At 67.3% G+C, this 16875-nt stretch carries 14 protein-coding genes; 13 read left to right on the top strand and 1 reads right to left on the bottom strand.

The window, feature by feature from the left end; translation table 11 throughout:
- Nucleotides 1–57: 57 nt before the first annotated feature.
- Entirely contained in the window at nucleotides 58–1272 is a 1215-nt protein-coding gene (locus ABTZ94_RS14035) for a PucR family transcriptional regulator (protein ID WP_351200802.1), read from the bottom strand.
- 1025 nt (nucleotides 1273–2297) lie between these two features.
- Here ABTZ94_RS14035 and ABTZ94_RS14030 point away from each other — a divergent pair.
- The 13 genes from ABTZ94_RS14030 (at nucleotide 2298) to ABTZ94_RS13970 (ending at nucleotide 16872) form a co-directional block, all read left to right on the top strand.
- Nucleotides 2298–3230, top strand: coding sequence for a hypothetical protein (locus ABTZ94_RS14030; RefSeq protein WP_351200800.1), 933 nt, complete (start codon nucleotides 2298–2300; stop codon nucleotides 3228–3230).
- Nucleotides 3231–3668: 438 nt separating this feature from the next.
- Nucleotides 3669–4355, top strand: coding sequence for a hypothetical protein (locus tag ABTZ94_RS14025; protein ID WP_351200798.1), 687 nt, complete (start codon nucleotides 3669–3671; stop codon nucleotides 4353–4355).
- Nucleotides 4356–4661: 306 nt separating this feature from the next.
- On the top strand, nucleotides 4662–6104 hold the full coding sequence (locus tag ABTZ94_RS14020) for a DUF6801 domain-containing protein (protein ID WP_351200796.1): 1443 nt from the start codon (nucleotides 4662–4664) through the stop codon (nucleotides 6102–6104).
- 703 nt (nucleotides 6105–6807) lie between these two features.
- Complete coding sequence (locus ABTZ94_RS14015; protein WP_351200794.1) at nucleotides 6808–7803, top strand: ABC transporter ATP-binding protein; 996 nt, start codon at nucleotides 6808–6810, stop codon at nucleotides 7801–7803.
- Nucleotides 7800–8660 (top strand): MlaE family ABC transporter permease, encoded by an 861-nt coding sequence (locus ABTZ94_RS14010; RefSeq protein WP_351200792.1) that lies wholly within the window; start codon nucleotides 7800–7802, stop codon nucleotides 8658–8660. The genes ABTZ94_RS14015 and ABTZ94_RS14010 overlap by 4 nt, the downstream gene beginning before the upstream one ends.
- A 3-nt stretch (nucleotides 8661–8663) precedes the next feature.
- A complete protein-coding gene (locus tag ABTZ94_RS14005; protein WP_351200790.1) occupies nucleotides 8664–9467 on the top strand; it encodes an MlaE family ABC transporter permease in 804 nt (267 codons plus the stop codon).
- On the top strand, nucleotides 9467–10780 hold the full coding sequence (locus ABTZ94_RS14000) for an MCE family protein (RefSeq protein WP_351200788.1): 1314 nt from the start codon (nucleotides 9467–9469) through the stop codon (nucleotides 10778–10780). The genes ABTZ94_RS14005 and ABTZ94_RS14000 overlap by 1 nt, the downstream gene beginning before the upstream one ends.
- Nucleotides 10777–11808, top strand: coding sequence for an MCE family protein (locus ABTZ94_RS13995; RefSeq protein WP_351200786.1), 1032 nt, complete (start codon nucleotides 10777–10779; stop codon nucleotides 11806–11808). The genes ABTZ94_RS14000 and ABTZ94_RS13995 overlap by 4 nt, the downstream gene beginning before the upstream one ends.
- The gene (locus ABTZ94_RS13990) at nucleotides 11805–12824 is read left to right on the top strand and encodes an MCE family protein (protein ID WP_351200784.1); all 1020 of its coding nucleotides are present in this window, start codon (nucleotides 11805–11807) and stop codon (nucleotides 12822–12824) included. The genes ABTZ94_RS13995 and ABTZ94_RS13990 overlap by 4 nt, the downstream gene beginning before the upstream one ends.
- A 1-nt stretch (nucleotide 12825) precedes the next feature.
- Nucleotides 12826–13944, top strand: a complete 1119-nt coding sequence (locus ABTZ94_RS13985) for an MCE family protein (protein ID WP_351200782.1) — start codon at nucleotides 12826–12828, stop codon at nucleotides 13942–13944.
- Nucleotides 13941–15095 carry an MCE family protein gene (locus ABTZ94_RS13980; RefSeq protein WP_351200780.1) on the top strand — a complete coding sequence of 385 codons (1155 nt, stop codon included), beginning with the start codon at nucleotides 13941–13943 and terminating at the stop codon, nucleotides 15093–15095. Before ABTZ94_RS13985 ends, ABTZ94_RS13980 begins: the two co-directional genes overlap by 4 nt.
- The gene (locus ABTZ94_RS13975; protein WP_351200778.1) at nucleotides 15092–16354 is read left to right on the top strand and encodes an MCE family protein; all 1263 of its coding nucleotides are present in this window, start codon (nucleotides 15092–15094) and stop codon (nucleotides 16352–16354) included. The genes ABTZ94_RS13980 and ABTZ94_RS13975 overlap by 4 nt, the downstream gene beginning before the upstream one ends.
- Complete coding sequence (locus ABTZ94_RS13970) at nucleotides 16351–16872, top strand: hypothetical protein (RefSeq protein WP_351200776.1); 522 nt, start codon at nucleotides 16351–16353, stop codon at nucleotides 16870–16872. Before ABTZ94_RS13975 ends, ABTZ94_RS13970 begins: the two co-directional genes overlap by 4 nt.
- Nucleotides 16873–16875 lie beyond the last annotated feature (3 nt).

Below are 16875 nucleotides of genomic sequence, written 5' to 3'. Positions count from 1 at the left end.
CCTTACTCGTAAGTAATTTGACTCGCGGTAAGTGCAGTGATCCGGCTGAAAGCCGACTCACCCGGGGGATTCATCACCCCGGGACCGTAACTGGAGCGCGCGCAGCACGGCCTCGGTGGAGAACCGGCTCTCGGGGTCGGCCAGTTGCCCGCCGAAGATGGACTCAAGATTGCGCATCCGGTAGCGGACCGTCTGTGGATGCACATCCAACAGCTCGCCCATGTGGGCCGCGGTGCCGCGGGTGTCCAGCCAGATCCGCAGCGTCTCGATCAGCCGCTCCCGCCGGGTGGCGCTGATTCCGGAGATCGGTGCCAGTTCCCGCTGGGCGAGCTGGTCGACGAGGGCCGGGTCGGAGAGCAGCCACAGGGTGATGAGGTGGTCCTCGCAGAGGATGACGGGCGCGTCCTCGATGACGCCCGCGTCGACGAGTTCGAGGACGCGGCGGGCCCAGCGGATCGAGTCCGAGGCCAGGGCGGTGGGGACCGTCAGGCCGATCGCGGCGTGGGTGCCGAGGAGAGCCTGGTCCAGCATGCGTCTTCGCGCGTCGTCGAGTGCGCCGGGGATGAGTAAGTGCGGCTGGGGGTAGCTGAGATCGGCCAGGATGTCGCGGTCCGCGACGGCCCTGTCCAGGCCGGCGGGGGAGCGTGCGGCAACCAGGGTGACCTGGTCGGGGAGCGCCCATCCCGTCTGCTCGCACAGTTCGGCGACGGCGGTACGGGGCGCGGGGCGGCCGGCGAGGATCAGGTGCAGCAGGCGCCGGCGCATGGCCTGGCTCTGCTCGCCGGTCTGCGACTGCACCTCCAGGAAGCCCTCCCTGGACAGGGATTCGAGCTCGTCGATATAGGCGAAGAGCGCATCGGCGAAGCTGAGCATGAGGGTCGGTGAGAAGTTGTAACTCCGGCCGACCTTCTTGGCCCGGCGCAGTGCCACCCGGGCGCCGAGCCGATAGGCGCCCTGCAGCGTCTCCATGTTGCGGCCCTCATAGGCCTCGAACCGTCCGAAACGGCGGCACATGTCGTCGCGGAGCGTGGTGGGGGAGGAGGGCTCGGCGACCAGATCGACGAATGACGCAAGGCTTTGTTCCACACCGACGCGAATGGCCTGACCGTTCGGGCCGTTGAGCAGACGCGCGTATTCCGGATAGGCCCGGGTGACCTCGACGCCGATTTCCTTGATCAGGCTCGGCAGTTCGGGCCGCATGATTGCGGCGAATTCCTGCGGGAGCGGGCCCAGCGGGTCTTCGGTGTCCGACAGCTGTATGAGTTTTGGCATGACTGTCCCCTTGCTCTCCGGCGCCCGGTGGGGGTGAGGCGGTGGGGGGAAAGCGCTCCCATCAACCGGCAGGTGCGTACCAAGTTCGCGATGAAGATAGACCAAGTCAGCTGCTCTGCCCACCACTTGTGCAAGATTGAAGTGCAGGGGGCACACATCTTGGCCGCATAGTGGACTTCGGCGCAGGTGGGCGGCAGTGCTCACTTTCGGACAATGTATTTCGGCCGCTTGTTCCTCGACGACAAAAGGCCGGCGCCGGTGAATGTGGGGGGCGGGCGGCGGGAGTGGCGGTCGACGGCGTGCGCCGTCTTCACGCAGTCCTGGGTCGACCTCCTCGGTTGCGCGGTCGCGCCCGCGCGCAGACCGTACGCGGCCGGTCTGCAGGGGTGGCCGGGTCGTCGCCGCACCGAGTGGCGCGTTCCCCGCGACTGGGCGCCGCCGCCGGTCGGACTTCCCTCTGCGGGAGGGTGTCCCGCACCCCGCGAGCACGCCCTCCGCGCCTCTGAATGCGCATCCGTTGACAAGCCCTCGGTGTCCGTCTGCTCATTTCTGGATCAAAAACCGGGTATCGCAAAAGATCTTAACCGGCAGGATTGTGTCTCCGTGTTTCTCGCAAGTAACATCACGGCTCGGCCAATTAAGACCGACCGGCAAATGGGGGGCGGCGTCGCGGGGCTGGGCACGCACATCTGCCGCGTTGTCGTCAATCACCATGGCTCCGCCATGCCTCAATCCTCCGCCTCGCAGCTGCACGCACCCAGCCCCGCTCCTTCTCCCACCCCCCATTTGCCGGTCGGTCTAAGGCATGCAATTCGCCGGTAAATCACTGTCGGTCTTCCGGCTCCGGATCCACCCGCGACGTACGACTGAAATCGGGCCGTCAGCGTTCAATCGACGCAGCTGTGCCCCGGAAAGTCCCGCACACAACGCATGCAGTCACCCTTGGCGCCGATGCCGCCTGCGTTGAAACCGGCCAACTCCATGTACGACGCCGCCCAACGGGGCGGCAGTCAAGAGGGGACGACATGAGAATCGCTTCGACCGGAGCGCGCATGGGGCTGTTGGCAGCCTGTACCGCGTTCGTCGCCGTGCTCTCCACCGGAACAGCCACCGCAGCCACTCAACTGAACGGGCACTGGGCGCCGTTCAGCCGGTGCCCGGTGGATGCGCCCGCCATGCTGGCGGCCGACGGCGTGACGAACATCGCGACCTGTATCTCCTCGCATTCGGCCAGCGGGTCGATCAAGCTCGGCAATACGCAGGTGCCGACCGGCAACACCGACCTCCAACTCGGAGTGATCCAGCACAGCGACGGCACCACGTCGCTGATCGCTCCCTCGGAGGGTGCGCTCGTCGCCGACTCCGCGGACCTGCCAGGTGGTCTGCTCGGCCTCATGTGCCCGAGCGGTATCCCCGTCGTCTCGGGAATCTGTAATCAGATCACCAACAGCACTCTCAACAAGGTGACCGCCACGATCGAGCCGGCCGGTGCCCCGAGGGACTTCAACATGGCCGCGAGCTTCGGCACCGGCCAGCCGATCCTGTCGATCCCGGTCCGGATTCATCTGCGGAACCCGTTCCTCGGAGACAAGTGCTACATCGGGACCACCTCGAACCCGATCGTGCTGAAGCCGCAGAACACGACGGCCCCCTCCCTCTCGCTCCAGCAGTTCGCGGGCGACGGGACGCCCGGTGATACCGGTGAGATGGGGCGTTACGTCTTCAGCGGCGCCGACCAGGGTGACTCCGGCTACGCGGTTCCGGGTGCCAGCGGTTGTGGCGCCGGCCTGCTGGACTGGGCGGTCAACCTGAAGACCAGCCTGCCTTCGGCAGCGGGCAAGAACAACGTCGTGCTGAACGACACCGCGACGTACTTCGCGAGCCCCTACGACCCGGCGGGCCTGGCACCGGACGAGGGCAAGGCGCTCTCGCGGTACTGGCACTCCGCCGCGCGGTAGAGCCCCGTTTCTTCGGACACCGTCGTGAGCGGAGCCGGCATATCGCCTGTCATTGCCGGAAGTTGATCGTCATTCGATTTGACGGGGCGGCTCACGATCTATCTTGCGCTGCCGGAATGTGGAGCGAAAGACAGGAAGAGCCGGATCCCTTCTCGATTCCGAATCGGTGGGGTAACGTACCGCACGGTAGTCGGGAAGACATCAAATCAATCAATGTCATCGCCCGAATCTGAACAGAGCATTCCGGCGGAATGTCGACTCCGTCGGAATCCTTCGCACACATGATGTGTCCGAAGGATTCCTGGCGAAGCAGCAACCCGCTCGCTACATCGGCGGGTGCACCTCCCCAAGAAAATTCCACGGTGGGTCGTGACAGCCCCTTCCTTCTGCGTCGCACCCCACTGATTCAGCAACGGGACAGGAAAAGGGAGAAGTTCTATGCGAAAGAAGACGAGCATCCTGGCAGCGGCCGCCGCAGCTGCCGCCGCGGTCGCTCTGACCGCCCCTTCGGCGCTGGCCGGGCCCACCGCGGCCTGGAACATCACGCCGACGGGCAGCTTCACCGGTGCCGCCGGCCAGACCATCCTCACGGACAACGTCGGCAACCAGATCAAGTGCGCCACCGCCACGGCCGACGGCAACGCTCCGGCCTCGCCCGTCGCCGGGCCCGTGCTCGCGCAGATCACCAAGGCCACGTTCAACGCGCCGTGCACCGGTCCGTTCAGCAGCACCTGGACCGTCACCAGCGAGACCTCCGGGGCCAACGGTCCGTGGCGGATCAACGGCAATACGCCGGGCGGCTACACGGCGGGCGCCGGAGCCAATGCGACCGGTCTGACCAAGGGCTACATCGACAACATCAAGGCCACGGTCTCGGGTTCCAGCGTCCTCGGGCCCTGCACCTTCGTGGTGACGGGATCGGTCGACAGCCAGTACAACAACCCGACCGCCGGGGGCGCCAACGGCACCCTCGCCGTCGCGCCCGCCGCGACCGGCCCGCGCACCCTGACCATCAGCAACAAGGTGGGCGCAGGCTGCGGAATCGTCGGTGCGACGGCGACCTTCAAGGGCACCTACACCGTCAAGAGCGGCTCCGGCGCCTCGCCTGTCATCACCTACAGCTGACCGGTTACGCGCTCGATCGCTCGGAGCGGATGGTCCGGCCAGAGAAGTCGCGGCCGGGCCATCCGGTGGTGTGCCGATGCCCAGGGACGTAGGCGCGGCACTCAAGAACTGACAATTTCCTTTTCATTGATTGTCACTGATTGCCAAGAAGAACAGCGATGGTCGTGCCTCATCAATCGTTCAAGATTCACTGCTTCCCCTCGCTTGCGGCGGCGCGTACCGTACCGTCCGGTAAGTCGGGCGGTGCTGCCGGTGGATCAAACGCCCACGCGGTGATCCGAATGTGAGCCCCGGAGGTATGGAGACATGGCAGTCAATGTGCGCTGGACAACTCGCCAGCCTGCGCGAGTTGCCGCAGGTGGCCTCCTGGTCGTCGCGGCCACCTTTATTCCTGGCGCGGATTCGGCAGCCGATTCTCAGCGGGCGGAGATATCCCTCGACTACACATGTGAATTCCCGGACAGTCCGCATGCGGTGACAGCCGTCGTCGCGGGGCGCTTTCCGGAAGGCGGCAGCGTGGGCCGCGCGGTCGAACCCCGCGATGTGACGGTGGACGTCGACCTGCCGAAGGCCGCGCTGGACGAGTTGGCGGGGCTCGACGCCACGGCCGTATCGGCCGTCGTACAACTGAAAGTCGTGCACGCCACGTCGAACGAGTCCGTCACCGCCGACTGGTCGGGGCTCGCGGCTCCCGCGCAGGACATCGCGGGGCAGGACAGCCTCGGGCTCGAAGCGGCGGGCGCGGTTCCGACCGCCACGTTCGGCTCGCCCGGCACCGCCACCTTGTCCGCCTCGGACCTGACCCTGGCTCTGAGCCCGTTGAAGCAGGACGGCTCGGATGCCGCACCGAAGGCCATCGACGTGGCCTGCCGGCTCGTGGACGGAGTGGACGGCACGCTCGCCTCGTTGGCCATCGACGGCCCGGCGGCGGAGAAACCTGTCGAGCCCACCCCCGGCCTTCCCGACCTCGCCGGGAAACTCCCGCCCAGCCAGCGGGAGAAGCTGAACGACGCCCGCCGCGCGGCCAGGGCTCAGGGCGACACCGATCTCGAACCGTGCCCCTTCCCGCCGCTTTCCATTCCGACGCCGGCCGAGACATATGTGGCAGGGTTCACGAACGTCAAGAAGCTCAACTCGGCGGCGCGACTCGGGCCCGCACATCTGAACGTCGTTCTGATGAAGACGTACATCGCCGATCCGTGCACGGACACTTTCACGGTGCTCAGCGAGGCGGAATTCGACTACAACGGACGTCGGCAACTTCCTCCGACGCAGGGGACATTCCTCACCTACGGATTCATGCCGACCACCGCGACCATGGTGTTGTCGCAGGTGGGCCCGCCCGCCCTCATCAAGTCCGTCAGCCACAACTCCGACCCCAGGATCCCGGAGGACACGACCGTCACCGCCGACTTCGAACTCACCATCAGTGATGTCCGTGTCAATGGCGAACCCCTCGACGTGGGCCACAACTGCCGTACGGTAAAACCGATCAAACAGACACTTTATGCGTTCGGTACGGGTAATCCGCCCTCGGGATACACGGTCAACCGCGGCGGCAGCATGAGTGGTGAAACCTATATCCCGGCATTCACGGGCTGCGGTGTCGACGAGGACCTGTCACCGCTGATGACGGCATCCATCTCCGGCGACGGAAACTACATCAAGATGACGCAGGCCCCGCTCTGCGTGCTCAGCAACCCCGACAGCCCGGACTGTCCCGCGAAGAAGCCCATTCCGGAACGCTGACCCGGTCCGACGGCCGCCGGCCCCCGAACCCGTCCAGGGCCCGGGGCCGACGGCCGTGCTGCTGCGCGGCCGGCCCCGCATTTCTCCGGGCACTTCGCATGTGCGGCAGGTGCCAATCCCCGAGCGGGCGACATCCCCGCGCCCTACGGAAATCCTCATTTCCGGACAGGTTCGTCCCGTCAATCACTCACTTGATTACAAGGGATCGCTGCCCCTTCGGCACCGCGGAGAAAGTTCAGCGCCCAGTATTGCGAAGTCAGGTTACTCAGTCGTAGCGTCCCGTATGGCCAGCGCGAAACTGCGTCCGTACCTGCCTGTGGGGCGCATGAGACATCTGGTCGCATACCCCGATGTCCCGAATTCCCGACGGGTAGTTCCACATCCCGGACCCGCATCCGGGGGAGGAGCGCCCGTGGTTGTCGGGGTCCTGCGGCTCCGGTTCATCGGCCGTGGGGCCCCGACCTGTCCACCGGAGTGCTTGCGCATGTTTCGACAAAGCCGGGCGACTGCTTTGTCAACGAGTGACAAGTGATCCACTCCCAGCACCTGGTTCGTTGATTTCCGCTGTTCAACGGCTTGTCCTGGCGGTTTCGGCGGACATACCGTGCGCCTCCTGGTGCACGGGTGACGAGCCGCCATTGGATTTCTCAGAGCCGGAGCGCTGACAGATGACTACGTTCACCACAACGTCGAGGGAGGGCCGATGGGAATCGAAGTAGTCGTCGAAGGCCTGACGAAGTCTTTCGGCAAACAGAACATCTGGCAGGACGTCAGTCTCACACTGCCCGCCGGTGAGGTGAGCGTGATGCTCGGCCCTTCCGGCACCGGAAAGACCGTCTTCCTGAAATCCGTCATCGGTCTGCTCAAACCCGAGCAGGGTCGCGTCCTCATCAACGGCGTCGACATGGTCAACAGCCCCGAGCGCGACATCATGGAGACCCGCAAGCTTTTCGGCCTCATGTTCCAGGACGGTGCGCTCTTCGGCTCGATGTCACTGTTCGACAACATCGCCTTTCCCTTGCGTGAGCACACCCGCAAGAAGGAATCAGAAATCCGCCGGATCGTCATGGAACGGATCGACATCGTCGGTCTTCTCGGTGCCGAGGACAAGCTGCCCGGCGAGATATCCGGGGGCATGCGCAAGCGTGCCGGCCTGGCTCGAGCCCTCGTCCTGGACCCCCAGATCATTCTCTGCGACGAACCGGACTCCGGACTCGACCCGGTCCGCACCGCCTACATCTCCCAGCTGCTCATCGATCTCAATGCGCAGATCGACGCGACGATGCTCATCGTCACCCACAACCTCGACATCGCGGCCACCGTCCCTGACAACATGGGCATGCTGTTCCGCCGCAACCTCGTCACCTTCGGGCCGCGCGAGGTGCTGCTCACCAGCGATGTGCCGGTCGTCGCCCAATTCCTCGCAGGGCGCCGCGAGGGCCCCATCGGGATGGCCGAGGAGAAGGACGCCGCCACCCTCGCCGCCGAGGAGATGAACGGCTATGGCGTCGGCATCAGTTCCGCCAACGGCCCGCGCACCGTCGTACCGCAGCTGGAGCCGTCCCCCGGCATGCCCGTACGGCAGGCAGCGCTGCGCCGCCGGGAACGGGTCCTCTCGATGATGGGCCAGCTGCCGGAGGCCGCCCGTACCGCCATCATGAAGAGTTACACCCCGGCCGCGGGCGGTGGACGCCCGTGACGGCCCCCATGCCGGTGCGGCCCCCCGAGCCGCCCACGGCCGGCGTGGCCGACGCGACCGGGCCGAAGACGCCGGAGCAGCGGCCTCCCACGCGGCTGCTCGCCCCGCTGCGCGAGACCGGGAAGCTGTTCTCCCTCGCCGGGACCGTGAGCCGCGACATCTTCCGCAGGCCCTTCCAGGTACGGGAGTTCATCGAACAGTTCTGGTTCGTCGCCGGCGTCACCATCCTGCCCGCCGCCCTCGTATCCATCCCGTTCGGCGCGGTCATCGCCCTCCAGGTCGGCTCGCTGACCCAGCAGCTCGGCGCCCAGTCGTTCACCGGCGGCGCCAGTGTCCTCGCCGTCATCCAGCAGGCCAGCCCCATCATCGTGGCGTTGCTGATCTCCGGTGCGGCGGGCTCGGCGATCTGCGCGGACCTCGGCTCGCGGAAGATCCGCGAGGAACTCGACGCGATGGAGGTCATGGGAGTCTCGCCCATCCAGCGCCTCGTCGTCCCGCGCGTCCTCGCCACGATGCTCGTGGCCGTCCTGCTCAACGGACTGGTCTCCGTCGTCGGCACGCTCGGCGGCTACTTCTTCAACGTGATCCTGCAACACGGCACCCCCGGGGCCTACCTCGCCAGCTTCTCCGCCCTCGCCCAGCTCCCCGACCTGTACATCAGCGAGGTCAAGGCGCTGATCTTCGGCTTCATCGCGGGCGTGGTCGCCGCCTACCGCGGACTCAATCCGCGCGGCGGCCCCAAGGGCGTCGGTGACGCGGTCAACCAGTCGGTCGTCATCACCTTCATGCTGCTGTTCTTCGTGAACATGATCCTCACGGCGATCTATCTCCAGATCGTCCCCGCGAAGGGGAGCTGACCGATGTCGATGCTCAGCTGGCTGGATCGGTCGGGCGAACAACTCGCCTTTTATGCAAGGGCGTTGATCTGGATCCCGCGGACTCTGCGCCGCTACCTGCGTGAGGTCCAGCGGCTGCTGGCCGAAGTGGCGTTCGGCAGCGGGGGTCTCGGAGTCATCGGCGGCACCATCGGTGTGATGATCGCGATGACCCTCTTCACCGGCACGGTCGTGGGCCTCCAGGGGTATGCGGCCCTCAACCAGATCGGCACCTCCGCCTTCACCGGCTTCATCTCCGCCTACTTCAACACCCGCGAGATCGCCCCGCTCGTCGCCGGTCTCGCGCTCTCCGCGACCGTCGGCGCCGGCTTCACCGCCCAGCTCGGCGCGATGCGGATCAACGAGGAGGTAGACGCCCTGGAGGCGATGGGTGTGCGGTCCATGCCGTACCTCGTCACCACCCGGATCATCGCCGGAGTCGTGGCGATCATCCCGCTGTACGCGATCGGGCTGCTCTCCTCGTACCTGGCGTCCCGCTACATCACGATCCTGTTCAACGGACAGTCCGCGGGCACCTACGACCACTACTTCAATCTCTTCCTCTCCCCGGACGACGTGCTGCTGTCGGTGCTCAAGGTGCTGATCTTCAGCGTGATGGTGATCCTCGCCCACTGCTACTACGGCTTCCACGCCACGGGCGGGCCCGCCGGGGTGGGGGTGGCCGTCGGCAGGTCGGTGCGCAACGCCATCGTGCTCATCAGCGTCACCGACTTCTTCCTCTCGCTCGCCATCTGGGGCGCCACGACGACGGTGAAGGTGGCCGGCTGATGAATGCCCACCGGGCGCAGACCGTGCGCCGCAGACTCGCCGGAATCACCTTCTTCCTCGTGCCCGCCGTGCTCGTATGGGTGTCGGTCTCGGTGTACAACAAGGACTTCACCGACGACGCCACCGTGACCGTCCGCGCCGGAAGCGTCGGCAACGAGATGCACGACAACGCGGATGTGAAGCTGCGCGGGGTCGTCGTCGGGCAGGTCCGCACCATCTCGGCCGACGGGGACGGGGCCCGGCTCACCCTCGCGATCCAGCCCGACAAGCTCGACCGCATCCCGGCCGACGTGACCGCCCAGATGCTGCCCACCACACTCTTCGGGGAACGGTTCGTGGCGCTCGTACCGCCCGAGATGCCGTCCGCGCAGTCCCTGCGGGCCGGGGCCGTCATCCCGCAGGACCGCTCCAGCAACGCCATCGAGCTGGAGGAGGTCCTCGACAACGTTCTGCCGCTGCTGACCGCAGTCAAGCCGGAGAAGCTCGCCGCCACCCTCGGCGCGGTCTCCCAGGCACTCGAAGGGCACGGCGAGAAGCTCGGCGACACGCTCCTCACGCTCGACGCCCACCTGCAGAAGTTCAACCCCCAACTCCCCACGCTCAACGCCGACATCAAGGAACTCGTCAAGGTGAGCAAGGTGTACGGGGATGCCGCGCCCGATGTCCTGGACGCGCTCACCGACTTCACCACCACCAGCGGCACCATCGCCGAACAGCAGGCGGAACTCGCCGACCTGTACGGGGCCACGACCGCCTCCGCGCAGGACATCACGTCCTTCCTCCGGGAGAACAAGAACAATCTGATCCGGCTCTCCGCCACGGGCCGGCCGACGCTGGAACTGCTGGCACGGTACTCGGACGAATTCCCCTGCACCCTGCGGACCATGGCGGGCTTCGTCCCGGCCATGGACAAGGCGCTCGGCAAGGGCACGAACCGGCCCGGACTCCACGTCACCGTCAAGGCCGTGAAGTCCAAGGGCAAGTACGTGCCCGGCAAGGACACCCCGGTGTACGACGCGACCGGCGGACCGCACTGCTACTCCGTGCCGTACGTCGGCCGGACCGTACCAACCGCGGACGCCCGTACGGCCGGGGCGGTCGCACCGGCCGTACGGCCACGCGCCGATGAGCCGACCGGTACCGCGCCCCCGGACACGGACTCCACCCTCGGCATGCCCAATTCCCCGCAGGAGAGCCGACTCGTCAACGAACTGGTCGCTCCCTCACTGAAAGTCCAGCCGCAGACCCTGCCCGACTGGAGCAGCGTGCTCATCGGTCCGGCCTTCCGCGGTGCGGAGGTGAAGCTCAAGTGAAGCGCCGCTCTCTCGCCGGGCCGCTCGCGAAATCGATCGTCTTCGTTCTGGTGACCGTTCTGGCCACCACCGTCCTGGCCCTGTCCATCGCCAATACGGGCGTCGGCGACACCACCACGTACAAGGCCAGGTTCACCGACGTCACCGGACTGATCGTCGGTGACAGCGTCCGGATCGCCGGGGTGAAGGTAGGGCAGGTCGAGTCCATCGAGGTGGCCGACAAGCGGCTCGCCGAGGTCGGTTTCGCCGTCCGCAAGGGGCGCAGGCTGCCTGCCTCGGTGACCGCCTCGATCAAATACCTCAACATGGTCGGCCAGCGGTACATCGACCTCGACCAGGGCGCCGGACCGGTCGGCCGCAGCTTCGCCGCCGGGGCGACCATTCCGCTCTCCCGCACCACCCCGGCGCTCGATCTCACCCAGCTCTTCAACGGCTTCCAGCCGCTCTTCGAAGGGCTCTCCCCGCCGGACGTCAACCAGCTCGCGGGCTCCATCGTCCAGGTGCTCCAGGGCGAGGGTGGCACCGTCGACAGCATCCTCCAGCACGTCGGCTCGCTGACCGGCACGGTCGCCGCGAAGGACAAGGTGATCGGCGAGGTGATCAAGAACCTCAATACGGTCCTGAAGACCGTCAACGACCGCGAGGCCGGCTTCAACGACCTCGTCGTCACCCTCCAGAAACTCGTCACCGGCTTCTCCGGCGACCGCAAACCGCTCGGCCAGGCGGTCACCGCGATGGGTGCGCTCACCACCGTCACTGCGGACCTCCTCGAAGACGGCCGCAAACCCCTCAAGGACGACATCGAACAACTCGGCCGCCTCTCCGGCCAGTTGGGCAAGGGAACCCCGCAGATCGAGAATTTCCTGCGGAAGACCCCGGCCAAGATGGAAGCGATCAGCCGCCTCGCCTCGTACGGCTCGTGGCTCAACCTCTACCTCTGCGAGGCCAAGGTCAGCGGTGTGAGCACCGACAACGGCAGCGCCCCGCCCACCGGCATCGTGGTCGCGAAGCCGAGGTGCCAGGCATGAGAATCAAACCCGTTCGGGAACGCAACCCCGTCGCCGTGGCCCTTGTGGGACTGATCGTCCTCGCCCTCGTCGGCCTGGCCGCCTACCGCGCCGACTCGCTGCCCTTCATCGGCGGCGGCACCACCTACAGCGCCGACTTCACCGAATCCGCCGGACTCGGCGAGGGCGACGAGGTACGGGTCGCCGGAGTGAAGGTCGGCGAGGTCACCGGCGTGTCGCTCGACGGCTCCAAGGTGAAGGTCCGCTTCAAGGTCAAGGACGTCTGGATCGGTAACTCCTCCACCGTCGGCATCGCCATCAAGACACTGCTGGGCGAGAAGTACCTCGCCGTCGACCCGCTCGGCGACGCCCCGCAGGATCCGCACGAGCGCATCACGGTCAGCCGCACCACGTCCCCGTACGACGTCACCCAGGCGTTCAACGGACTCGGCGAGACCATCGGGGAGATCGACACCCAGCAGCTCGCCAAGAGCTTCGAGACGATCTCCGCCACCTTCAAGGACTCCCCGCCGGACGTGAAGAGCGCCGCCGACGGGCTCTCCGCCCTCTCCAGGACGGTCTCCGAACGCGACGCCCAGCTCGCCACCCTCCTCAAGGGCAGCAAGCAGCTCACCAAGACCCTCGCCGGCAAGAAGAGCAGCTTCGAAACCCTGCTGGAGGACGGCAATCTGCTCCTCGGCGAGATCCAGGCGCGCCGCGACTCCATCCATCTGCTGCTCACCGGCACCCGGAACCTGGGCGCCCAGCTCACCGGCCTCGTCGAGGACAACAACAAACAGCTGAAGCCCACCCTGGACTCGCTCGGCCGGGTCACCGCGGTGCTGGTGAAGAACCGCAAGAGCCTCGACAAGGTGCTGTCGCTCGCCGGTTCCTACAACCGGCTCGTCGGCAACACCCTCGGCAGCGGCCGGTGGTTCGACAACTACGTCTGCGGGGTCGTCCCGAAGAACTACCTGCCCGCCGGGACACCCGCAGGACCCGAATGCAAGCCACCCAAGCAGCAAGGCGGCCGATGAGATGAGAATGACGCGCATCGTCGGCATCGGCGCCGGACTCGCCGTCGTGGCCCTCGGGGCCACCACGGGTGTGATGGCGATGGACGACGAAGGAACGACGACCATCACCGCCTACTTCGACCAGGCCACGGGTGTGTACGCCGGATCGGACCTGCGGATCCTCGGCGTCAGGGCCGGCAAGGTCGAATCGGTCACGCCGCGTGGCGGCGAGGTCGAGGTCACCCTGCGGGTCGACAAGGGCATCAAGGTCCCCAAGAAAGCGCACGCCGTGGTCGTCGCCCCCAGCCTCGTCGCCGACCGCTACGTCCAGCTCGCCCCCGCGTACAACGGCGGACCGCAGATCGCGGACAACGCCGTACTGCCCGCCGCGAACAACGCCACCCCCGTCGAGGTCGACCAGCTGTACGAGTCCATCACCGAGCTCTCCACGGCCCTCGGCCCCGACGGAGCCAACGCGGACGGTGCGCTCTCCGGGCTCCTCGACACCGGCGCCAAGAACCTCGACGGCAACGGAAAGGCCATCGGGAACTCCATCGAACAGTTCGGCAAGGCGACCAAGACCCTCGACAAGAGCAGCGGGAACCTCTTCGACACGCTGTCCTACCTGCAGACCTTCACCACCGTGCTGAAGGACAACGACGGTAATGTGCGCGCCGCCGAACAGCAGCTCAACTCCGTCACCGGGTTCCTCGCCGACGACAAGGAGAACCTCAGCGCGGCACTGAAGGAACTGGGCACCGCTCTGGGCCAGGTCAAGAGCTTCATCCAGAAGAACCGTGGCGCGCTGAAGGCGAACGTGGACGCCCTGGTGCCGCTCACCCAGACCCTGGTCGACCAGCGTGCCTCGCTCGCCGAGTCGATGGACACACTGCCGCTCGCGGCGGACAACGTGGTCAACGCCTACGACCCGGTGAACCGCACCCTCAACGGCCGTACGAACCTCAACGAGCTCTCCATGGGCGGTCCGCTCACCGAGGGCCCGGCCGCCGGGCTCGCGGGCCTCACACCGGTCGACGGCAGACGGCAGAAGGCGCTGCCCGCCCTGCCGCTCCCACCCGTCGGCACCGTCTACGGCACCGCGGCGAAGACCGCCACGGAGCAGAAGGGGGCAAACCGATGAGCCGTGCCCTCCGTAGACCCGGAGCCCGCACGACAGGCCTCGTCGCGGTGCTGGCCGTGGGCGTCGGCCTGGCCCTGGTCGTCACCGGCGCCGGCCTGCCGACGTTCACCGGCATCGACCAGGTGCCGCTGCCCGGCGGCGCCGACCTCGGAGACCACCCGTACGAGATCACCGCGGAATTCGCGGACGTCCTCAGCCTTGCCCCGCAGTCCTCGGTGAAGGTCAACGACGTCGCCGTCGGCCGCGTCACCAAGATCTCCCTGAACTCGGGCAGCTGGAACGCCAAGGTCACCATGAGGGTCAACGGCAAGGTCGAACTGCCCGAGAACGCCTACGCCCACCTCGAACAGTCCAGCCTCCTCGGCGAGAAGTACATCCAGCTCTCACCGCCCGCGAGCGGCACCGCCCGGGGCAGGCTCGCCGACGGAGACCGGATCCCACTGACCCGGACCAACCGCAACCCCGAGGTCGAAGAGGTCTTCGGCGCCCTGTCGATGCTCCTCAACGGCGGTGGCGTCAACCAGCTCAAGACCATCACCACCGAACTCAACAAGGCACTCGCCGGACAGGAACCCCAGGTCCGCTCCATGCTCAACCGGGTCGACACCCTGGTCACGAACCTGGACGGCCACAAGGGAGACATCACCGACGCACTCGACGGCGTCAACCGGCTCGCCGCCACCCTCGCCACCCGTAAACAGGATGTCGGCACGGTCCTCACCGGGCTCAGCCCCGGCCTGAAGGTCCTGGAGGAACAGCGCGGTTCGCTTCTCACCATGCTCCGCTCGCTCGACACCCTCTCCGCCGTCGCCGTCGACACGGTCAACAAGAGCAAGGCCGACATGATCGCCGACCTCAAGGCCCTCGCCCCCACCCTCAAGGCGCTCGCCGACTCCGGGAGCGACCTGCCGGACTCCCTCCAGGTGCTGCTCACCTACCCGTTCACGGACGAGGTGCTGCGCGGGGTGAAGGGCGACTACCTCAACGTCTACCTGGATGTGACGGCCATGCCCGGCACACAGATCATCCCGCCGCTGGTCCCGGACACCGCCCGGCCCACCGCGGTCGGCACGAGCGCGAAATCCGGCTCGGCGCTGCCCCTGCCACTGCCCTCGGTCTCCACGGCGGTCACGGACGGGAGCGGCCGGTGATCACCCTCGCCATCCGGCTCAAGAACATCGCCTTCCTGGTCATCGCAGTGCTCGTCCTCGGCTACCTGGGGGTGCGGTACGCCGACCTCGGCCACTACATCGGCCTGCGCGGCTACTACACCGTCACCGTCCAACTCCCGCGCACCGGCGGCCTGTACACCCACTCCGACGTCACCTACCGGGGCGTGTCCGTGGGCCGGGTCGGACCGATCGAGCTCACCGACGACGGAGTCGAGGCCGAACTGCGCATCGAGAAGGACGCCCCGAAGATCCCCGACAGCCTCACGGCGGTCGTCGCCAATCTCTCCGCGGTCGGCGAGCAGTACGTCGACCTGCGGCCCACCCGCACCGACGGCCCGTACCTGGCGAACGGCTCGGTCATCGACCAGGCCGACACCACCGTTCCGGCCCCCGTCACCAACGTCCTCACCAGCATCAACGACCTGGCGGGCTCCGTCGACCCGGAATCCCTGCGCACGGTCGTCGACGAGTTCGGCACCGCGTTCGAGGGGCGCGGAGACGACCTCCAGGTGCTGCTGGACACCGGGAGCGATTTCGTCCGGGCGGCCGACGACGCCCTCCCCGCCAACACCCGGCTGATGGCCGACGGCGAGACCGTGCTGCGCACCCAGGCCGAACAGGGCGAAGCACTCAAGGGCTTCGCCTCCGGTGCCGAGCAACTGGCCGCCGAACTCAAGGGATCCGACACCGACCTGCGCAAGCTGATCGCCGTCGCCCCCGGTGCGGCCGGCCAGATCAGCGGACTGCTGCGGGACCTCGACCCGAGCTTCGGCGTCGTCGTCGCGAACCTGCTCACCACCTCCGAGGTCGCCGTCACCCGGCAGCGCGGACTGGAGGAACTCCTGGTGAAACTGCCCGCGGTGGCAGCCGCGGGATCGAGCGCGGTGGACGAGAACGGGGCCCGGTTCGGCATGTCGGTCACCTTCTTCGAACCGCTGCCCTGCACCGCCGGATACGGCTCCACGGTCTACCGCAACGGTCTCGACACCTCGGCCGGGCCGCCGGTCAACACCAAGGCACGCTGCACCTCGTCGCCCGGCACCGGCATAAACGTCCGAGGCAGCGCCAACGCACCGAAGGGCGGCGCCGTGCCCGAGCCCGCCAAGCCCGGCTCGATGCTCCTCGGGCACGACTCGGCGGACCGGCTTCCCGGCGCACTCGGCGTCACCGGGGACACCCCGTCGGCGGCCGACGGCATGGCCGGCCTGCTGGGACTCGGACAGGGAGGCGGCGCATGACGTCCCGTACGAAGACCCTGAGCGGCTGGGCGGTACTGCTCGCCGCCGCGCTGATCTGCGCACTCGGCGGCTGGTCGTACGCCGACGCGCGCGGTGACGAAGACCTGTCGTACGCGAAGAACCGCGATGTCGCGCTGGCCGACGGAAAGCGCCACCTCGCCCGGCTGAACAGCCTCGACGGGAAGGATGCCAAGAGCGTCGACGCGGGCCTCGACGCCTGGCTCGACTCCTCCACCGGGCCGCTGCACGACCAGCTGGGGCGCACCCGGAGCAAGGACGCGAGCGAACTGACGAAGTCCGGCTCCACCGCACGCGGCAGGGTCACCGACGCGGCGCTCACCGCACTCGACGAGCGCACCGGCACGGCGGAACTGATCGCGACGGTCGATGTCGAAGTCACCCCGCGCACCGGCAAGGGCGGCACCGAACGTAAACGCTTCGAGGCCACGCTCGCCCGGACCGCGGACGGCTGGAAGATCAAGGCGCTCGCGGCGATCCCCGTAAAGGGCGGCGCATGAAGC

Origin of the sequence: Streptomyces sp. NPDC002785, assembly GCF_040295565.1 — a bacterium.
Lineage (GTDB): Bacteria > Actinomycetota > Actinomycetes > Streptomycetales > Streptomycetaceae > Streptomyces.
This window is presented reverse-complemented; position numbering and strand designations above follow the sequence as displayed.

Coding starts and splice junctions, on each gene's coding strand:
- ABTZ94_RS14035 (WP_351200802.1), bottom strand. CDS start 1,272: ATGCCAAAACTCATACAGCTGTCGGACACCGAAGACCCGCTGGGCCCG.
- ABTZ94_RS14030 (WP_351200800.1), top strand. CDS start 2,298: ATGAGAATCGCTTCGACCGGAGCGCGCATGGGGCTGTTGGCAGCCTGT.
- ABTZ94_RS14025 (WP_351200798.1), top strand. CDS start 3,669: ATGCGAAAGAAGACGAGCATCCTGGCAGCGGCCGCCGCAGCTGCCGCC.
- ABTZ94_RS14020 (WP_351200796.1), top strand. CDS start 4,662: ATGGCAGTCAATGTGCGCTGGACAACTCGCCAGCCTGCGCGAGTTGCC.
- ABTZ94_RS14015 (WP_351200794.1), top strand. CDS start 6,808: ATGGGAATCGAAGTAGTCGTCGAAGGCCTGACGAAGTCTTTCGGCAAA.
- ABTZ94_RS14005 (WP_351200790.1), top strand. CDS start 8,664: ATGTCGATGCTCAGCTGGCTGGATCGGTCGGGCGAACAACTCGCCTTT.
- ABTZ94_RS14000 (WP_351200788.1), top strand. CDS start 9,467: ATGAATGCCCACCGGGCGCAGACCGTGCGCCGCAGACTCGCCGGAATC.
- ABTZ94_RS13990 (WP_351200784.1), top strand. CDS start 11,805: ATGAGAATCAAACCCGTTCGGGAACGCAACCCCGTCGCCGTGGCCCTT.
- ABTZ94_RS13985 (WP_351200782.1), top strand. CDS start 12,826: ATGAGAATGACGCGCATCGTCGGCATCGGCGCCGGACTCGCCGTCGTG.
- ABTZ94_RS13980 (WP_351200780.1), top strand. CDS start 13,941: ATGAGCCGTGCCCTCCGTAGACCCGGAGCCCGCACGACAGGCCTCGTC.
- ABTZ94_RS13970 (WP_351200776.1), top strand. CDS start 16,351: ATGACGTCCCGTACGAAGACCCTGAGCGGCTGGGCGGTACTGCTCGCC.